Below are 16,810 nucleotides of genomic sequence, written 5' to 3' on the forward strand. Positions count from 1 at the left end.
AATAAAGGTTTAGCCAGCCTGACTGTCACTATCCAGTTTGAGAAAATCTTCACCTCCCTTAGTTAAAGTTATATTTAATGTTCAGTTAATTTAATAACGTGAACTAATAAATATAAGATTTCTCCCTCTAAGGCTTCATCATATTTCATTGAAACATAATCTAATATTTTTAAAACGCATTGATATTGTTTTAAATATTCATTTTGTAATGTCTTTAAAAGAGTTTGACTTTTTTCAGAGTGAATATTTTGTTGATTAATAATTCTTTCAAAAAATACTCTTAAATGCATTATAAATCTTGTATACTCTAATCCATCTTTATCAATGTTCAAATCAAAACAAGATTCTACTATATCATACACATCATCAATCATAGTTGTAATTTCAATAACTTCTTTAAATTCTGTATTCATCTGGGCATTGACTATATGTAAAGCAATAAAGCAAGCTTCATCATCTTCTATCTTAATATCAAACAATTCTCTAATCATTTCTACAACCAATAATCCCGCTTGATATTCCTCTCGATATAATCTTTTCACATCCCACAATAGAGCATTATCAAAAACTATTCCCATCTTTACTCTTTCTAACAAATTAAAAATATGATCTGTCAATGTTACATAAATTTTATCACTTAACTCTTTATGAATATTTGCCTTAATGACATCTATCATATCTTCACAAGCATTAATACAATCATATGGAATATGAACAAGAATTTCTTGATATCTTCGATTTATTTCCTGATTTTTAATAACAAATATTTTATCAATTTTATTTTGATTGATTTCATCACCACTCTTCTTTTGAAATGCAATCCCTTTTCCCTTCACAATAATATCTTCACCAGACTCATCAACACTCATAACAGCGTTATTATTTAAAATCCTCTTAATTATCATAAAACACCTATTGAATATCTAAAATAACATCTTGAATTGTTAATTCATCTGCCTCGGTTTTATGAATTAATGAATATTGAGATAATTGAGTGATGATAACCATAACATCGGTTTCATATCCTGCATTTTTAATCTTTTCAACATCAAACTCTATTAACAAGGTTCCCTCTTCTACCACATCTCCAACATGCACATAACTTTTAAAACCTTCACCATCCATTTCAACTGTATCAATACCAATATGGATTAAGACTTCTACACCGTCTGTTAATATTAATCCAATAGCATGATAAGTTGGAAATAACATACTCACTCTACCACTTGCGGGGGCATATACTTTTCCCACACTTGGTACAACAGCAATGCCATCTCCCATCATCTTTTGAGAAAATGCTTCATCGTTTACTTCTTCTAAATACTTCTTTTTTCCATCTACAACACTCATTAATTTCATAACTTTTCCTCCTTATACAAAAAGACCTGAATGCATAATTAAAAAATTATGTAAACAGGTCTTGCTTAACTTAATAATGACAATACTGAACTACATTTATTAAAATAACATAATTCAACAAAATTGTAAAGGCTTTCTTTATATTTTGTTTTATTAGTATGATTGTAATAAAACAAATATATCATGTTCATCTTTAATTGATACAATTTCAACTGCTAGTTTTTCTAATTGTTCCCTTGAACTGTTCTCTATCATAGTAACGACTTCTGATGATAAATATCCTACCTTTTTGTTTAATTGTTTCAGTATTGTTAAACACATTCCTTCCTGTACTGCCTTCTTTCTAAAGTTATCAATCGATTCGCACATATCAATTTCCTCCTTCTCTTCTTTCCTGACTATCTTCAATAACTCTTCTCCCTTATCTACCAGTGATGCCAATACAATCGCTGTATCTCTTGACATCTTTCTTTCCTTAAAAAACTCTAGATCTCCTTGCCACTTATAAAACATCTGTAACCCCTCTATGAGATCTCGATTATCCTTATCTGTTAACAAACTTGCATCCAATTCCTTGACGTCTATAATATGAGTATTCCAGTCATTCATTATTCCTTTCATTTCTTCTGGTAATTCCATCATATCCAGCAATGTCCTTGGCCCACTCCATTTTCTTTCTCCATAATAGAGAACAACTGTAATAATGGGAATAAGTTTCAACTTAGCTTCTTTATTCCACTTCTTTTCATCTAGATAATCTTGATATTGTTTCTTATAGCTGCTCGCATCATAGACAAATGTTCTGACTGGAATATGATAGTCAATAGCCTTCTGATTTTCAATCGCAATGAGGGCATAGATACCACCAACACTCACTTTCACAAGAGTATCCCGATAAGCATTGAAGCTGATTGGATGCTCATCAAAATCAAAAACAGTAGACATATCTGTATCCTCATTAGACAGTGAGTTTCTTGAAAGGATAGGCTGACCATCAAAGCAGACAAGATTGATGATATCAGCAAAGCGACTCTTGTAGTGAAAGAAATTCTTTAAGGTTGCATCAGGCTTTAAGAGAGGTGTAGCAAGACGCATAATATAAGACCTCCATTTCTATAGGAGTTCATAGAAACATTATAGCACATTATTTGCTTAATGAAAACATATGAACAATAAAAAAACATTCCTATACTTATATATTCACTAGAAAGGATTGAATTTTCTTCAAAGAAATGAAATATGTGAATAACTTTTGATTTTGAGAAAAACAAAAGAGATTTCCCTATCTTTGTAGTTAAATCTCCTTCTCTATCTTATGCATCTTCTTGGAATTGAGCATTATATAATTGTTCATAGAAGCCTTTTTTCATAATAAGTTCTTCATGTTTACCTTGTTCAACAATACGCCCATCTTTCACTACGAGTATCAAGTCAGCACTCTTAATTGTTGAAAGACGATGTGCAATGACAAAACTTGTACGCCCTTTCATAACATTATGCATAGCCTCTTGTAACATTTTTTCTAAACGAGTATCTACTGAAGATGTAGCTTCATCTAATATTAAAATCTGAGGATTTTTTAAAATAGCACGTGCAATTGTTAATAGCTGTTTTTCACCCTGAGAAATATTGTTTGCTTCCTCATTAATAATCATGTTATAGCCTTCAGGTTGTGTACGAATGAAATGATGAACATTTGCTTGTTTTGCAGCTTCTATAATTTCATCCTTTCGTGCATTTTGACGACCATAACGCAAGTTATCATAAACTGTTCCATGAAATAACCAGGTATCTTGTAAAACCATTCCAAATAAGGCATGCAAATCTTCACGACGCATATCTTTGATATCAATGCCATCAATGCGGATACTGCCAGATGTTACATCATAAAAACGCATCAATAAACTAATCAAAGTTGTTTTTCCAGAGCCAGTTGGTCCCACAATAGCAACCATCTGTCCACTTTCAATTTCAACATTAAAATCATGAATAACTTCTTTATCACCATATCCAAAATGAACATGGTCAAAACTGACTTGACCTTTTGTCTGTTCAATCACTTGTGGTACTTGTGTTTCTATTTCCTCTTTTTCATTTAAAACTTCAAAGATTCTTTCAATTGCAGCAAACGCAGACTGAATTTGTGAAGATAAGTTACTTACCTGAGAAATAGGATCATTGACCTGCCAAATATAACGAACAAATGCTTGAATCTGTCCAATTTGCATCCCTCCGCCAATAGCATATAAGCATCCCATTAATCCAACTGTCCCAATAATAATATATGTGACAAGAGAAATAGAAGGTGAAATAAGTGATGACATAAACTGAGCCTTAAATGCATTTTGACATAACTCTTCATTAATATCTTTAAATTGTTCAATTGATTTTTGTTGTTTATTAAACAACAAAATTTCATTATATCCTGTATACATTTCAGTAATAGCACCATTCAAATTTCCTAATGCTTTTTGTTGAGCAGTAAAACGTTTTTGTGATCTCTTGACAATAAATCTCGTAATCAATAATGCTAATGGAATAATCATAAGAACAACAAATGTCATTGCCACATTAATACGTGACATCATGAAAATTGCTAGTCCTAGTGATAAAACACCACCAATAATCTGTCTTAATGTCTGTTGTAACGCATTTGAAACAGTATCAACATCATTAGTAATACGACTTAATACATCACCATACTGATGAGTATCAAAATAACTAATTGGTAAATGTCTAATCTTTTCTTGTAATGCATTACGTAAATCATGCATAGCATTTTGAATAGAATTTGTAATTGTAAAAGTAAATATCAATTGTGAAATTGTTTTAATCATATAGAAAATAAACAATGTTACAATAATTTTAATAACAATATCAAATTGAATATGAGCTCCTGGTACTTTATCAGCAATTGCTAAAGCATTTTCCATTAATAAAGAGGTGATTTGTCCTTCTATTGTTGGTGTAATGGCCAAAACAATATTTGTAATAATAATCATTCCTATGGCAATAAAGAAACTCCATTTGTATGGTGAGATAAATGGACCAATCTGAGCAACTGATTTTTTAAAACTTTGCCATTTCTTATTCATAGGCTAACTCCTCCTCACTCAGCTGAGAAGCTGCAATTTCATGATAGATAGGACATGTTTTTAATAAATCATGATGTTTCCCTTTACCAACAACTTGTCCTTCGTGTAAGACAATAATTTGATCAGCATCCATAATCGTAGAAATTCGTTGCGCAACAACCAATACAATAGATTCTTTAGTTTCATCTTTTAATGCCTTTCTTAAACTTGCATCTGTTTTAAAATCCAATGCACTAAAAGAATCATCAAAAATATAAATTTGTGGCTTTTTAATAATCGCTCTGGCTATACTTAAACGTTGACGCTGACCACCAGACACGTTCGTTGCACTTTCTGTAATCACTTCATGAAAGCCTAATGGCTTTTCCATAATAAAATCATACCCTTGTGCAATGCGTGCTGCATGAGCAACCTCTTCATCAGTTGCATCTTCTTTTCCATAACGAATGTTATCAGCAATTGTTCCAGTAAAAAGCATTGCTTTTTGAGGAATAAAGCCTATTTTATCACGCAGTTCTTTCATCGAATAATCTTGTATATTGATTCCATCAACTGTAATCTTTCCACAACTCACATCATAAAAACGTGGAATTAAATTAATTAATGTTGATTTACCTGAACCTGTACTACCAATGAAAGCAATTGTCTCACCCTGCTTTGCTGAAAAAGAAACGTCTTTTAAAACAGCTTCTTCACCATCTGGATATACAAAAGTAACATTATCAAATGACAGCGTATGTTCCTTAGAAATTGGCTGTTTAGTCACCTTTTGATGATCTTGAATGATAATATCAGAATTTAAAACTTCTTGAATACGTTTGGCTGAAACAGCTGCACGTGGATACATAACAAAAACACTACAGAACAATAACATTGAAAACATAGCATGGAATAAATAGTCCTGAAATGCAACTAACTTTCCAACTTGTAAAGTTCCTGCCCCAATCATAGTTGCTGCAATATAAAAGATAAATAAGATTGCTATATTCATAACTAAGAAAAATATCGGATCAGCAGAATTCATTAATTTAAAGATTCTTTTTGTATGACCAGTAAACTCACTGTTTGTATCATTAAATCTTGCTTGTTCATAATGATCATTATTAAAAGCACGTATTACCTTAATTCCAGTTAAATTTTCTCTAGAAATACGATTTAAATGGTCAAGTGAAGATTGCTGTTTTTGCGACATTGGTTCAGACACTTTTGCAACAATAATGACGCCAATAATAATTAATGGTAAAGTTGCAACAATAACCAAAGACAAGTCTAAAGATGTTTTTAATGTCATGAAGAATGACACCGCAATCATAACTGGTGTCAATAAAGCAGTTCTCAAAATCACATTAACAAATAACTGAATTTGGAATGCATCATTATTTGTACGTGTGATTAATGAAGAAATTCCAAATTTATTAAATTCACTTGGTGAAAAATCTTGGACTTTTGTAAAAATATCATTTCGAATATCACGTGTAATTGATGTTGAAATTTTCGCACAACAATACCCGAGTAAGATTGTTCCTAGAACTCCAGCAATTGATATTGCAATGGCAACACCCCACATCATATAAAGATATCCTTTATCTTCAGTGGCAACTCCAATATCAATCATATTAGCTATGATTGTTGGAAGTCCTAATTCAACAAGTGCAAACCCAAAGACAGAAATGACATTGAGAACAAGTAACTTTTTATACTTCAATAAGTATTTTAATATTAATTTCATATTTTCCCTCCTTGCCGTTTTGACTTGATTACTCTATAATAAACTATAAGGTTACCTTATAGTCAATAGGAGAATGAAAAAATGTCAGAAAATCGTGAGAAATACTTTACTACAGGAGAGTTTGCACGTATATGCAATGTTCCTAAACATGTCTTATTTCATTATGATGAAATTGGATTATTTAAACCATCTATTGTAAAAGAGAATCAATATCGTTATTATTCTCATCATCAGTATGATACTTTTACTATTATTACTATTCTTAAAAGTATTGGTATGTCTTTAAATGATATTAAGATTTATCTTGAAACAAGAACACCTCAATTATTGATTGACTTATTAAACGATCAAGAAAAAGTTTTAGATCAAAAAATGAAAGAATTAAAACGAGCTAAAGATTTTATTAAAACAATTCGTTCAACAACTTCACATGCTCTCCAGATTCAAGTCAATGATATTTATCTTCAATACTTTGATGAAGAATATATTCTTTGTAGTGATGATATTCACCACAAAAACAACAAAAGTTTTGAAGCTTATAATGATGAATATGTCCGTTTTTATAATAATCATCTGGATACAATGGACAAAGTAGGAACAATTCTATCAATTGATGAATTGTGTAAACAGAATTATAATACATTTCAGTGTTTATATACCCGTGTGAGAAAAAATAATCATAGAAATATTCGCATTATGAAAGCTGGTTATTACATAGTTGCATATCATCAAGGTGATTATCAAACAATTAGTGAAGCCTATCAAAGAGCACTTTCTTATGCAAGAAAGCATCATATTATTTTAGGAGAAAATGCTTATGAAGAATATGTTTTATCAGATATTGCTGTTCAAGATGAAAATAAATTTATTACCACAATCTATCTAGAAACAAATGAAAAGCATATCGAGTGATATGCTTTTATAATGCTTTGTCTTCAATTTGTTTTAAAATCATGCAAATAAATTCATCTAATGAGACAGTTGTTTGTTTTTGCTCACCATATTGACGATAAGTGACTGTTCTTTCATCTCTTTCCTTATCACCTAATACCAATTGATATGGAATTTTTTTCATTTGTGCCTCTCTAATACGATAACCTAGTTTTTCTTCTCTGTCATCTATTTCAACACGAATACCTTTAGCTTCTAACAATTTAAAAATTTCTTGAGAATAGTCTAAATGATATTCATTTTTCACTGGAATGACTTTGACTTGAGCAGGTGCTAACCATAATGGGAACGCTCCTGCAAAATGTTCTATTAAAATACCAATAAATCTTTCAATAGATCCAAAGATAACTCTATGAACCATAACTGGTCTTACCTTTTCACCATTTTGATCCACATAAGTCAAATCAAATCTTTCAGGTAAATTCATATCTAATTGAATAGTTCCACATTGCCAAACTCTTCCTAAAGAATCCTTAACATGGAAATCCAATTTAGGACCATAGAAAGCTCCATCTCCTGGATTGATCTTATAATCTTTTCCAGCCGCCTGACAGGCTGCTGCTAAAGCTGCTTCACTTTTCTCCCAAATTTCTAATTCTCCAATATATTTTTCTTCTGGTCTCGTAGATAATTCAATATCATATGATAATCCAAGCATTGAATAAACACGATCAATGAAAGCAATCAAACGAACAACTTCACTTTCAATCTGATCAGGAGTCATAAAGATATGTGCATCATCTTGAGTAAAAGTACGAACTCTGAATAAACCATTTAAAGCCCCACTTGCTTCATGTCTATGCACTTGTCCAAGTTCACCCATACGTATTGGTAAATCTTTATATGAATGTAAACCATTTTTATAGACAAGTAAGCTGCCAGGACAGTTCATAGGTTTAATAGCAAATTCACGCTCATCAACTAGTGAAGTATACATATTTTCCTTATAATTATACCAATGTCCTGAAACTTCCCATAATTCCTTAGACATCATAATAGGTGTTTTAATGAATTCATATCCTTCTTTTGTATGTTCATCATACCAGAATTTTTCTAATTCATTTCTAAGCAGCATACCATGTGGTAAGAAAAAAGGCATTCCTGGTGCATACTCACTCATCATAAATAAATCTAATTCTCTACCTAATTTCTTATGATCTCTTTTCTTAGCTTCTTCTAAAAAATCTAAATAAGCTTGTAATTCTTCTGGAGTTGGAAAACAAACACCATAAATTCTTTGCAGAACTTTATTGTCTTTATCACCTTTCCAATAAGCACCTGAATGTTTAAGCAATTTAAAATTTTTACACATTTTAACAGTTTCAACATGTGGCCCTCTACATAAGTCTACAAAATCACCTTGACGATAACATGTAATATGTCCGTCTTCTAAACCAGAAATTAAATCTAATTTGTATGGGTCATCTTTAAACATCTCCATTGCTTCTGCTTTAGAATGCTCCTCACGAATAATACGTTTACCATCTTTACAGATCTTCTTCATTTCTTTTTCAATAGCTGGAATATCTTCATCCTTAATGACTTTGTCTCCTAAATCAATATCATAATAGAATCCTTCACTCACTACTGGACCAACCCAAAATTTAGCATTTGGATATAAATGCTGAATTGCTTGTGCCAAAACATGAGCACACGAATGGTTTAACATATTTAATTGTTCATCATTTTTAAAATCAAAGTTTGCCATTTTCATTTCCTCCTTTTTATTATTAAAAAAGAGATCTCATCGCAAAGGACGAAATCTCGTGGTACCACCTTAATTTATTATCTTTCGATAACCTCTATTGTCTTAACGCGACCCAACGACATTCTCTTTCGAGTGTAGCTCATTAGGGAGTATCTTTATAAAGATTGAGAAACTTTCAGCAACCGTTTCCTCTCTAAACAATACTTATATAAAAACATATCCTAAATCATAGCTTGTAGCATTATTTTACATCAAACTATTATTTTGTCAAGTCATCTGATATTTTTGAGTTTGCTTTTTCATAATATTCTATAATTTCTCCTGCCCCATATATTAATGAAGAAATCAAAAAAGAAATAAAACAAGACCAAAGCATCAATATCATAGATTCAACACCCATCAATTGCCCAGTATTCAAGTAGGACGTATTAATCGCAATACTATATCCCTGACTTATAATATTCCCAAATAGGAAAAGATAAGCACAGACTTTTATAATTTTCGATACTTTATGAAACATATATCTCCTCCTACTTTCACAATATCATAAAAAATATGATATTATTGCTTATTTTCTCATAGTGAAAATCAATAACGATCATTTAACATTTCAAAATATTCCACAATTTTACCAAATCCATAGATAATAAGTGAAAGAACAAAATACAAAATAAGTCCATTCAATAATCCTAAAAGAGTACTCACAATAAATTGTGAACTACATTCTAATTGTATGAATTGATAAATATCTCTATACCCTTGATTAATTAGGTTTCCAAAAAAATAGATATAAGCAAATAACTTTATTTTTTGAGATGTATTATTAAACATATTCTCTCACCTCTATGCTTACAATACCACAAAGATATGAAAAAGTTATGAAGAAATCTCACAAAATAACGTTATTATTTTCACAATAAAATGCATATTTTGTCGAATGTAGTCGATAAACAAAAAAAGGACCAATTGGTCCTTACATTCATTATTTTACTGTAATTAATTGTAAATAACTTGTTGTTCCTTCGATACCTGGAGTTCCACCAGTCACTAAAATTGTTTGACCAGCATCAATTCCATTTTCTTTAGCAATAACTTCTGCTAAATTTAATAAACCTTCAGTTGTATCCATTTGTTTACATGTTACTGGTTTTACACCCCAGTTTAATGCTAATTTTCTTGTTGTTTCTCCATATGGAGTTGCAGCAATAATTGGACATTCTGGTCTATATCTTGACATTTTCTTAGCAGTAAATCCTGATTCAGTAAATGCAATAATAGCAGCAACTTCAAATTTAGTCGCAATTTCAGCTACTGACATACAGATAGCTTCAGATGCATCATCAGTTGCAGTTCTTACAGCTTTTCTATGTAAAGAAGCATAATCTAAAGTAGATTCAGTTTTTAAAGCGATTTTGTTCATAACCATAACAGCTTCTTCTGGATATTTTCCTTGAGCAGATTCTCCAGATAACATAATTGCATCAGTACCATCATAAATAGCATTAGCAACATCGCTAACTTCAGCACGAGTTGGTCTAGGATTTTCTTGCATAGATTCTAACATTTGAGTTGCAGTAATAACAACTTTACCAGCTGCTTTACATTTTGTAATCAATTCTTTTTGGATTAATGGTACGTCTTCAGCAGGAACTTCTACCCCTAAATCTCCACGTGCAACCATGATTCCATCAGCAACCTTCAAAATTTCATCCATATTTTCAACACCTTCGCTATTTTCAATTTTAGCGATGATTTGAATTTCAGGTTTACCATTTTCAACTAATACTTTTTTCACATCTAAAACGTCTTGAGCACGACGTACAAATGATGCAGCAATGAAGTTTACATCTTGTTCACAACCAAATGCAATATCTGCTCTATCTTTTTCAGATAAGTATTCAAAACCTAATTTAATTCCAGGAACATTAATTCCACGTTTGTTTTTCACTTTTCCATCATTTGCACATACACAAACAATGTCAGTACCTTCAACATGGTCAACTAATAATTCAACTTGACCATCATTAACCAAGATAAATCCACCTGGTTTAACATCTTTATATAAATCTTTATAAGTAATAGTAAAACGATCTGCAGTCCCTTCAATATCTTCTACACAGATAGTAGAAACTTGTCCTTTTTTGAAATTTGCAGCACCACCTTCAAAATCACCAGTACGAATTTCAGGTCCTTTTGTATCTAACAAAATAGCACAGTTAGTTCCAAGTTCTGCGTTCACATCACGCATAGTTTGCATTTTTGCTCCATGCTCAGCAAAATCACCATGTGAGAAATTACAACGCATAACATTCATACCAGCTAAAACTAATTTCTTTAACATCTTTGGACTTTCAGATGCAGGCCCAATTGTACAAACAATTTTCGTCTTTTTCATTTTTTCTTTCATACTTTACTTTATCTCCTATACCCTCTTATTTATATTAACGAAGTTTCAATACATCTTCGTAAATACCTTGATTTACAGTTCTCTTATGTCCCAAGACTTCTTCAATTGGCAATCCAACGATTTCGCCTCTCACATCACTCACACAAAGACCACCTTTTCCTTCTTCAAGAAGTTCAACAGCCTTAATACCCATACGACTTGCTAAAACACGATCTCTTGCAGTCGGGCTTCCACCTCTTTGCATATGCCCTAAAACATTTGCACGTGTCTCAAAACCAGTTTCTTCTTCAACACGTTTTGCTAATTCATGAACATCAGTAATGTGTTCAGTAATCACAATTAATGCATGTTTTTTATCAGAAGCTTTTGATCTTTTTAAAGTTTCAATAATTTCTTTTTCATCAAAACCACTTTCACTTGTCACAATCATTTCTGCACCACAAGCAAGACCAGCATGAACAGCCAAATCTCCACATCTTCTTCCCATAACTTCTAGAATTGTACATCTTTGATGAGAACTTGATGTATCTCTTAATTTATCTAATGCATCTACAATTGTATTTAAAGCTGTATCAAATCCAATTGTAAAATCAGTATCAGGAATATCATTATCAATTGTTCCAGGAATTCCAATACAATTAATTCCCATTTCTGTTAATTTCAAAGCGCCATTATAACTACCATCTCCACCAATAACAACCAAAGCTTCCATTCCAACTTTTTTCATTTGCTTAATCGCTTCTTCTCTCACTGCTGGATCTTTAAACTCTGGAAAACGTGCTGACTTTAAGAACGTCCCACCAACATTAATAATATTACGTGTACTATGTCTATCAAATTCAATAAAGTCCCCATCATGTAACCCTTTATATCCTAAACGGACTCCATAAATCTTGATTCCTCTATTTAAGCAAGTTCTTGTCACAGCACGAATGGCTGCGTTCATTCCAGGAGCATCTCCACCTGAAGTTAACACCCCAATACATTTTACCATAATTCTTCTCCTCTCACTTTATAGCATTTTGATTCTATCATAAAATATTGATATATTCTACACTTTTGTTTCCATTCTATATCTTCATTTTGCCCTCGTCAAGCATTATTTCAATGCTTAGCGCTTTCAATTTTGAAATTATCGTATTTGCTCGAATTTCATCACCTTTTTTAATAGTATAGACCTTTTTTAGATCTTTATAACCATACATACTCGTAAAGAATGTTGGTAAGTGATTTAATAAACGATATGATAAAATTGTCAGTAAAATTTCGTCCCTAGACCAAACTGTCACATTCTCTTCACCAATTCCATCCAATAATAAATAATCAACTTTCATTAAACGCTCCATTGCGTATTCAGTATCCCCAGTCGAAAAACTAGCTTTAAGATCAATAAGATAAGTAGGGAAATGAATAAAACCAATCTCTTTTCCTTTCTTGGCTAAAGAATTCATCAAGCCAGCTAATAAAGTTGTTTTACCTGTTCCCATTTCACCATGTAAAAATAAACCTTTATCATTGGGTTCTTGTAAATATTTTAAAATATGACCTAATGTATTTTGACCATTAGGTGATAAGCTATTGGCTTTTTTAACAATCTCTAATGATGTAAGATCTGTTAAAAGAATATCATCATTCACATTTGTTATAACAAACTTTTCTAACAATAATCTTCTTCTTTCTAATGCTTTCCCATATAAACAACTTTCTAATTCTAAAATAACTTCACCGTCTCTATAGACAAGATTTTTTTTCATTCCTTGATTATCTTTACGACAATTTTGTAAAGATTGACACCCTTGGCATAATTGATAATCATCATTATAATCTAAGAATTCAACCCAATAATCATCCATTATAGATGTATTTAAATGATAAGTCTTTAAAAATTCTTGAATATTTTTTTCTTTTGATAAAGCATAAATACTCTCTCTTTTCATTTTTTGAATTTCAGGTTGTTCAAGCATGTCTCCAATCTTTATCATAATTGTCCCTCCTCTAATTTATCTAACAATTCAAATAATTTCTGTGAATTGACTTCTGTGTTCTCTTCAATCACATGTTCAATTTTTAATTCTTCTTCACTTTGACGCTTATCATTCATCAGTTCCTGATATGCCTGCATTGCAGTTTCAATATGATTTCTTGCTAGTGATCCCCCAATTGTTTCACAATAACTTTTTGATAAACGATTATTATTTTTGCCAAGAACATATTCAATAAGCACATTGACAACAGCTGGTTTCAACCCTAACTGAACCATTAAGGTTTCGACAATCTTTAAATCATGAAAAACAGGTTCTTTTCCCCCTTGTTTTTCTTTTAATAATTCATATGGTGTTAAATTATCCAAATACTTCATATGTAAAACTAATGGTGATTGTTGTCCCTCTTGTGTTTGATATTGCAATGGCTGCTTATGGTAGACTTCCTGCAATTTAGAGACACTATCCATTTCAAAATATTTCTTAATATTTAATTTTAAACGGTCATAATCAAGCCCTTGAGAATGCATTGAATCTTTAACCAAACCAGCTAAAGTTAAAGCATCAATAGAATAAACTGTAGCAAGTTGAATCATATATTGAAAATCCTCATCAGTAAGTTTTGATTTATTGATTTGATAATCAGCTAAACTCTTCAATAAAAGTTCCTTATCATAAGCGACTTCTATATTTTGATGAACTGGCTCTTTGAATTCATCTTTTATTTTTAAGATTCTGCCATGTTTTCTATGATGATAGATTTGAAAAACATCTTGAAAACGAACTGTTACTTCTTCATAATCTGATAAATCTTCTACAGATATTCTAAAATACTGAACTGTCTTTTGAAAATCTTCAGGAGAAAGCGATTCTTGTAATAAAGATGATAGAATTTGATTCTTAAAAAATGCTTTTAATGTGAGTGGTGATTGGAGTTGATAGATATATTGTGTTATTTGATTTTCATGCTTAACAAATGTTTTTAATAATCCAATGGCTTCTAATGATTGAAAATGCTTTTCTAAATCTGTAAAACTCATTGAAAGAAAAGATGTTAAACGAGATAAAGAAGATGGCTTTAAAAAACGATTCATGCGTTTACCCTCTATAACTAACATCATATATAATTGTAAAGCATCAGAGCCAATAAGTGGCTGATACAAATAATACAATATATCTGTTTGAACTTCATCTAATGGATAGTGAAGTTCAACTCTGTACAAATCACTCATATATAGTTTCATCTTTTAATACCTTTAAAACCCTTTCTATTTCCTGATACAGTTCCTCATAATAACTTCTATTATCAATCACAAAATCTGCCATATCTTTCTTTTTCTCTATAGATATTTGTTGTCCTATTAAGTGCATTGCTTCTTCTTGCGTTATATGATTTCGCTGCATTAAACGTTTCATCTGTGTTGTTTCATCAACGTATACAACAATAATTTTATCACATAATGCCTCTAAATGAACTTCATATAACAAAGGAATATCTAAGAAAATAAGTTCATCCTGACAAGTACGTATGCCTATCTTCAATTGTTCAATGACATAAGGATGAATAATATTTTCTAATTGTCGTTTCTTATAAGCATTATGAAAAACAATATTGCCTAACTTCTTTCTATCTATAGAGCCCTTTTCATCTAAACAATCAAATAAATTTATAACCTGCTTAAAACACTCTGTACCTTGATCTAATGCATGTCGAGAAATTTCATCAGCATCTAAGACACAATAACCATGTGTCAATAAATAATTTGAAACAGTACTCTTTCCAACTGCAATAGAACCAGTCAACCCAATAACCTTAGTCATAGAAAGACTCCCTTATCTTTTCCATAACATACATACAATCTAAAGAATCCTGCAATGACATCCTTGGACTCTCAATGATTTTTTCTTTGAGACAACGATGCACCTCTTCAATCTCAGTAAAGAAATCATCATAAATATATGACTTTTCAATAACTCTTTGCTGATTATTAATAGTTATAATAGCTTGTTCAGGGCGATAAAAAGGCACAGCTGTCATTGTTCCTTGTGAACCATAAATAATCATGTTTTTTTCCTTGCTTCTATCTATTGCCATTTCTAGTTTTGCTGTCTGTCCACTTTCAAAAACCAATTCAACGACATCGTAAGCATCTACACCATTTTTGTAAATAACCTGAGTTGAGACTTTTTGTAATGGCGATGTTATGTAATCAAGAGTCGTTGCAATATTGTAAGTTCCAACATCGTACAAAACACCTCCTTGTTCTTTATCAAAAAGATAATGTCCTTCTTGATAGTCTACATCAGAACAAAATGATGTTTCAATACGTTGAACTTCACCTATCTCACCAGATGCAACAACTTTCTTCATGTCAGCCACAAGTGGAATAAATCTTGTTTTCATAGCTTCCATAAAAAATGTTTGGTTGGACTTAGCCAATTGACACAAGTCTTCAGTTTGAGTATACGTTAATGTTGCAGGCTTTTCACAAAGAACAGCTTTTTTCTTTAATAAAGCTGCCTTTGCCCATTGATAATGATCATTATGACGAGTTGCTATATAAACAGCATCAATATTTGGGTCTTCTAACAAATCTTCATATGTTGGATATATTAGAATATGAGGATGATTCAAAGAAAACTGTTCTCTTTTTACTGCTGTTAAAGATGCCCCAGCATAAAGATATCCTTCTTGGCTTTTATTTAAACTTTGCATAAATCTTGTAGCAATTTTTCCCATTCCTAATATTCCCCAGCGAATCATGTTAGTACCTCCTTTTTTGACAATGTGGACAATAATATGTTCCTCTTTGATTTAACATTATTTTCTTGATTTCACCTTGGCAACATGGACATATTTTTTGTCCATGTGCCTTGAGTTGAACCTGAAACAATCCATGAATACCATTAGCATCAAAAGAATGAATTGTTGTTCCTCCCTGAGCAATAGCACGGTTTAAAACATCCACAGAAATCTGTTTTAATTCATGAACTCTTTTCTTGGATAAACGAGAAGCTCTTGTGCGTGGATCAATTTTCATTAAAAAGCATATTTCGTTTGCATAAATATTGCCAATTCCACACATAATCGATTGGTCTAAAAGAGCTGTTTTAATTGGTAATGATGTCTTATGCAACAAAGCATAAAGTTCTTCACCACTGATATCAAATGGTTCTTTTCCTAATTTCATTAATGGTAATTGTTCACGATACAAATGACGATCAACAAGTTCTAGTCTTCCAAATTTACGGGTATCTATATAACGCAAATCCTGCCCATCATGAAGATGAAAAACAACGTGTGTATGTTTATCGACAGGCGTTTCTCTTTTGACAATATGATACTTTCCTTCCATTCGCAAATGAGAAACAAAAGCATCTTCATCTAATAAGAAAATCAAATATTTTCCCACACGATCAATGTCTCTAATTGTTTGATGTGTTAAACGCTCTATAAACTCCTGAGTATCTCCATTAATAATCTTATCATAATAAACATCAATGCCTTCTATATTTTCATCTAAAATAAATTGTCTTAATGTTTGTCTTACTGTTTCTACTTCTGGTAATTCTGGCATT

General features: G+C 31.4%; 16 protein-coding genes and 1 other annotated feature. Of the genes, 1 reads left to right on the plus strand and 15 read right to left on the minus strand.

From position 1 onward, the window contains the following. Positions 1-74: 74 nt before the first annotated feature. From licT to GQF29_RS03070, 5 genes are all read right to left on the minus strand, one after another. On the minus strand, positions 75-905 hold the full coding sequence (gene licT / locus GQF29_RS03050) for a BglG family transcription antiterminator LicT (protein WP_008788255.1): 831 nt from the start codon (positions 903-905) through the stop codon (positions 75-77). A gap of 7 nt (positions 906-912) precedes the next feature. Further along, entirely contained in the window at positions 913-1,359 is a 447-nt protein-coding gene (locus GQF29_RS03055; RefSeq protein ID WP_008788254.1) for a PTS sugar transporter subunit IIA, read from the minus strand. Between the two features lie 153 nt (positions 1,360-1,512). Next, positions 1,513-2,454 (minus strand): Rpn family recombination-promoting nuclease/putative transposase, encoded by a 942-nt coding sequence (locus tag GQF29_RS03060; RefSeq protein WP_160340733.1) that lies wholly within the window; start codon positions 2,452-2,454, stop codon positions 1,513-1,515. A 218-nt stretch (positions 2,455-2,672) separates the two neighbouring features. Beyond that, a complete protein-coding gene (locus GQF29_RS03065; RefSeq protein WP_008788251.1) occupies positions 2,673-4,454 on the minus strand; it encodes an ABC transporter ATP-binding protein in 1,782 nt (593 codons plus the stop codon). Next, positions 4,447-6,183, minus strand: a complete 1,737-nt coding sequence (locus GQF29_RS03070) for an ABC transporter ATP-binding protein (protein ID WP_008788250.1) — start codon at positions 6,181-6,183, stop codon at positions 4,447-4,449. Before GQF29_RS03070 ends, GQF29_RS03065 begins: the two co-directional genes overlap by 8 nt. A gap of 81 nt (positions 6,184-6,264) precedes the next feature. On the opposite strand from GQF29_RS03070, the gene GQF29_RS03075 reads away from it, so the two are divergent. Then, complete coding sequence (locus tag GQF29_RS03075) at positions 6,265-7,095, plus strand: MerR family transcriptional regulator (protein WP_008788249.1); 831 nt, start codon at positions 6,265-6,267, stop codon at positions 7,093-7,095. Positions 7,096-7,102: 7 nt separating this feature from the next. On the opposite strand, the gene thrS is transcribed toward GQF29_RS03075, so the two are convergent. The 10 genes from thrS to mutM all read right to left on the minus strand — a co-directional run bounded on the left by thrS (position 7,103) and on the right by mutM (position 16,809). After that, positions 7,103-8,842 carry a threonine--tRNA ligase gene (thrS, locus tag GQF29_RS03080; RefSeq protein WP_017144149.1) on the minus strand — a complete coding sequence of 580 codons (1,740 nt, stop codon included), beginning with the start codon at positions 8,840-8,842 and terminating at the stop codon, positions 7,103-7,105. Between the two features lie 41 nt (positions 8,843-8,883). Next, positions 8,884-9,081, minus strand: a binding site (T-box leader). A gap of 20 nt (positions 9,082-9,101) precedes the next feature. Beyond that, a complete protein-coding gene (locus GQF29_RS03085; protein ID WP_008788247.1) occupies positions 9,102-9,362 on the minus strand; it encodes a hypothetical protein in 261 nt (86 codons plus the stop codon). A gap of 68 nt (positions 9,363-9,430) precedes the next feature. Further along, entirely contained in the window at positions 9,431-9,673 is a 243-nt protein-coding gene (locus tag GQF29_RS03090; protein ID WP_008788246.1) for a hypothetical protein, read from the minus strand. 151 nt (positions 9,674-9,824) lie between these two features. Beyond that, positions 9,825-11,249, minus strand: a complete 1,425-nt coding sequence (gene pyk / locus GQF29_RS03095) for a pyruvate kinase (RefSeq protein WP_008788245.1) — start codon at positions 11,247-11,249, stop codon at positions 9,825-9,827. Between the two features lie 34 nt (positions 11,250-11,283). Continuing rightward, on the minus strand, positions 11,284-12,243 hold the full coding sequence (gene pfkA / locus GQF29_RS03100) for a 6-phosphofructokinase (protein ID WP_008788244.1): 960 nt from the start codon (positions 12,241-12,243) through the stop codon (positions 11,284-11,286). A gap of 76 nt (positions 12,244-12,319) precedes the next feature. Beyond that, entirely contained in the window at positions 12,320-13,231 is a 912-nt protein-coding gene (locus GQF29_RS03105; RefSeq protein ID WP_008788243.1) for an ATP-binding protein, read from the minus strand. After that, a complete protein-coding gene (locus tag GQF29_RS03110; RefSeq protein WP_017144148.1) occupies positions 13,228-14,475 on the minus strand; it encodes a DnaD domain protein in 1,248 nt (415 codons plus the stop codon). Before GQF29_RS03110 ends, GQF29_RS03105 begins: the two co-directional genes overlap by 4 nt. Then, positions 14,456-15,052: a dephospho-CoA kinase gene (gene coaE, locus GQF29_RS03115; RefSeq protein ID WP_008788241.1), complete on the minus strand. Its 597-nt coding sequence runs from the start codon at positions 15,050-15,052 to the stop codon at positions 14,456-14,458. Before coaE ends, GQF29_RS03110 begins: the two co-directional genes overlap by 20 nt. Further along, the gene (locus GQF29_RS03120; protein WP_008788240.1) at positions 15,045-15,995 is read right to left on the minus strand and encodes a Gfo/Idh/MocA family protein; all 951 of its coding nucleotides are present in this window, start codon (positions 15,993-15,995) and stop codon (positions 15,045-15,047) included. The genes coaE and GQF29_RS03120 overlap by 8 nt, the downstream gene beginning before the upstream one ends. 1 nt (position 15,996) lies before the next feature. Next, a complete protein-coding gene (gene mutM, locus GQF29_RS03125) occupies positions 15,997-16,809 on the minus strand; it encodes a DNA-formamidopyrimidine glycosylase (protein ID WP_008788239.1) in 813 nt (270 codons plus the stop codon). Position 16,810 lies beyond the last annotated feature (1 nt).

It is taken from the genome of Coprobacillus cateniformis, from assembly GCF_009767585.1.
In the GTDB taxonomy this organism is placed as follows: Bacteria; Bacillota_I; Bacilli_A; order Erysipelotrichales; family Coprobacillaceae; genus Coprobacillus; species Coprobacillus cateniformis.

Bases quoted from the DNA above. Each gene is read 5' to 3' on its own strand.
- GQF29_RS03065 (WP_008788251.1), bottom strand. From the start codon at position 4,454: ATGAATAAGAAATGGCAAAGTTTTAAAAAATCAGTTGCTCAGATTGGT.
- mutM (WP_008788239.1), bottom strand. From the start codon at position 16,809: ATGCCAGAATTACCAGAAGTAGAAACAGTAAGACAAACATTAAGACAA.
- pfkA (WP_008788244.1), bottom strand. From the start codon at position 12,243: ATGGTAAAATGTATTGGGGTGTTAACTTCAGGTGGAGATGCTCCTGGA.
- GQF29_RS03075 (WP_008788249.1), top strand. From the start codon at position 6,265: ATGTCAGAAAATCGTGAGAAATACTTTACTACAGGAGAGTTTGCACGT.
- GQF29_RS03070 (WP_008788250.1), bottom strand. From the start codon at position 6,183: ATGAAATTAATATTAAAATACTTATTGAAGTATAAAAAGTTACTTGTT.
- GQF29_RS03085 (WP_008788247.1), bottom strand. From the start codon at position 9,362: ATGTTTCATAAAGTATCGAAAATTATAAAAGTCTGTGCTTATCTTTTC.
- GQF29_RS03055 (WP_008788254.1), bottom strand. From the start codon at position 1,359: ATGAAATTAATGAGTGTTGTAGATGGAAAAAAGAAGTATTTAGAAGAA.
- pyk (WP_008788245.1), bottom strand. From the start codon at position 11,249: ATGAAAGAAAAAATGAAAAAGACGAAAATTGTTTGTACAATTGGGCCT.
- GQF29_RS03110 (WP_017144148.1), bottom strand. From the start codon at position 14,475: ATGAAACTATATATGAGTGATTTGTACAGAGTTGAACTTCACTATCCA.
- GQF29_RS03060 (WP_160340733.1), bottom strand. From the start codon at position 2,454: ATGCGTCTTGCTACACCTCTCTTAAAGCCTGATGCAACCTTAAAGAAT.
- thrS (WP_017144149.1), bottom strand. From the start codon at position 8,842: ATGGCAAACTTTGATTTTAAAAATGATGAACAATTAAATATGTTAAAC.
- licT (WP_008788255.1), bottom strand. From the start codon at position 905: ATGATAATTAAGAGGATTTTAAATAATAACGCTGTTATGAGTGTTGAT.
- GQF29_RS03105 (WP_008788243.1), bottom strand. From the start codon at position 13,231: ATGATAAAGATTGGAGACATGCTTGAACAACCTGAAATTCAAAAAATG.
- coaE (WP_008788241.1), bottom strand. From the start codon at position 15,052: ATGACTAAGGTTATTGGGTTGACTGGTTCTATTGCAGTTGGAAAGAGT.
- GQF29_RS03090 (WP_008788246.1), bottom strand. From the start codon at position 9,673: ATGTTTAATAATACATCTCAAAAAATAAAGTTATTTGCTTATATCTAT.
- GQF29_RS03120 (WP_008788240.1), bottom strand. From the start codon at position 15,995: ATGATTCGCTGGGGAATATTAGGAATGGGAAAAATTGCTACAAGATTT.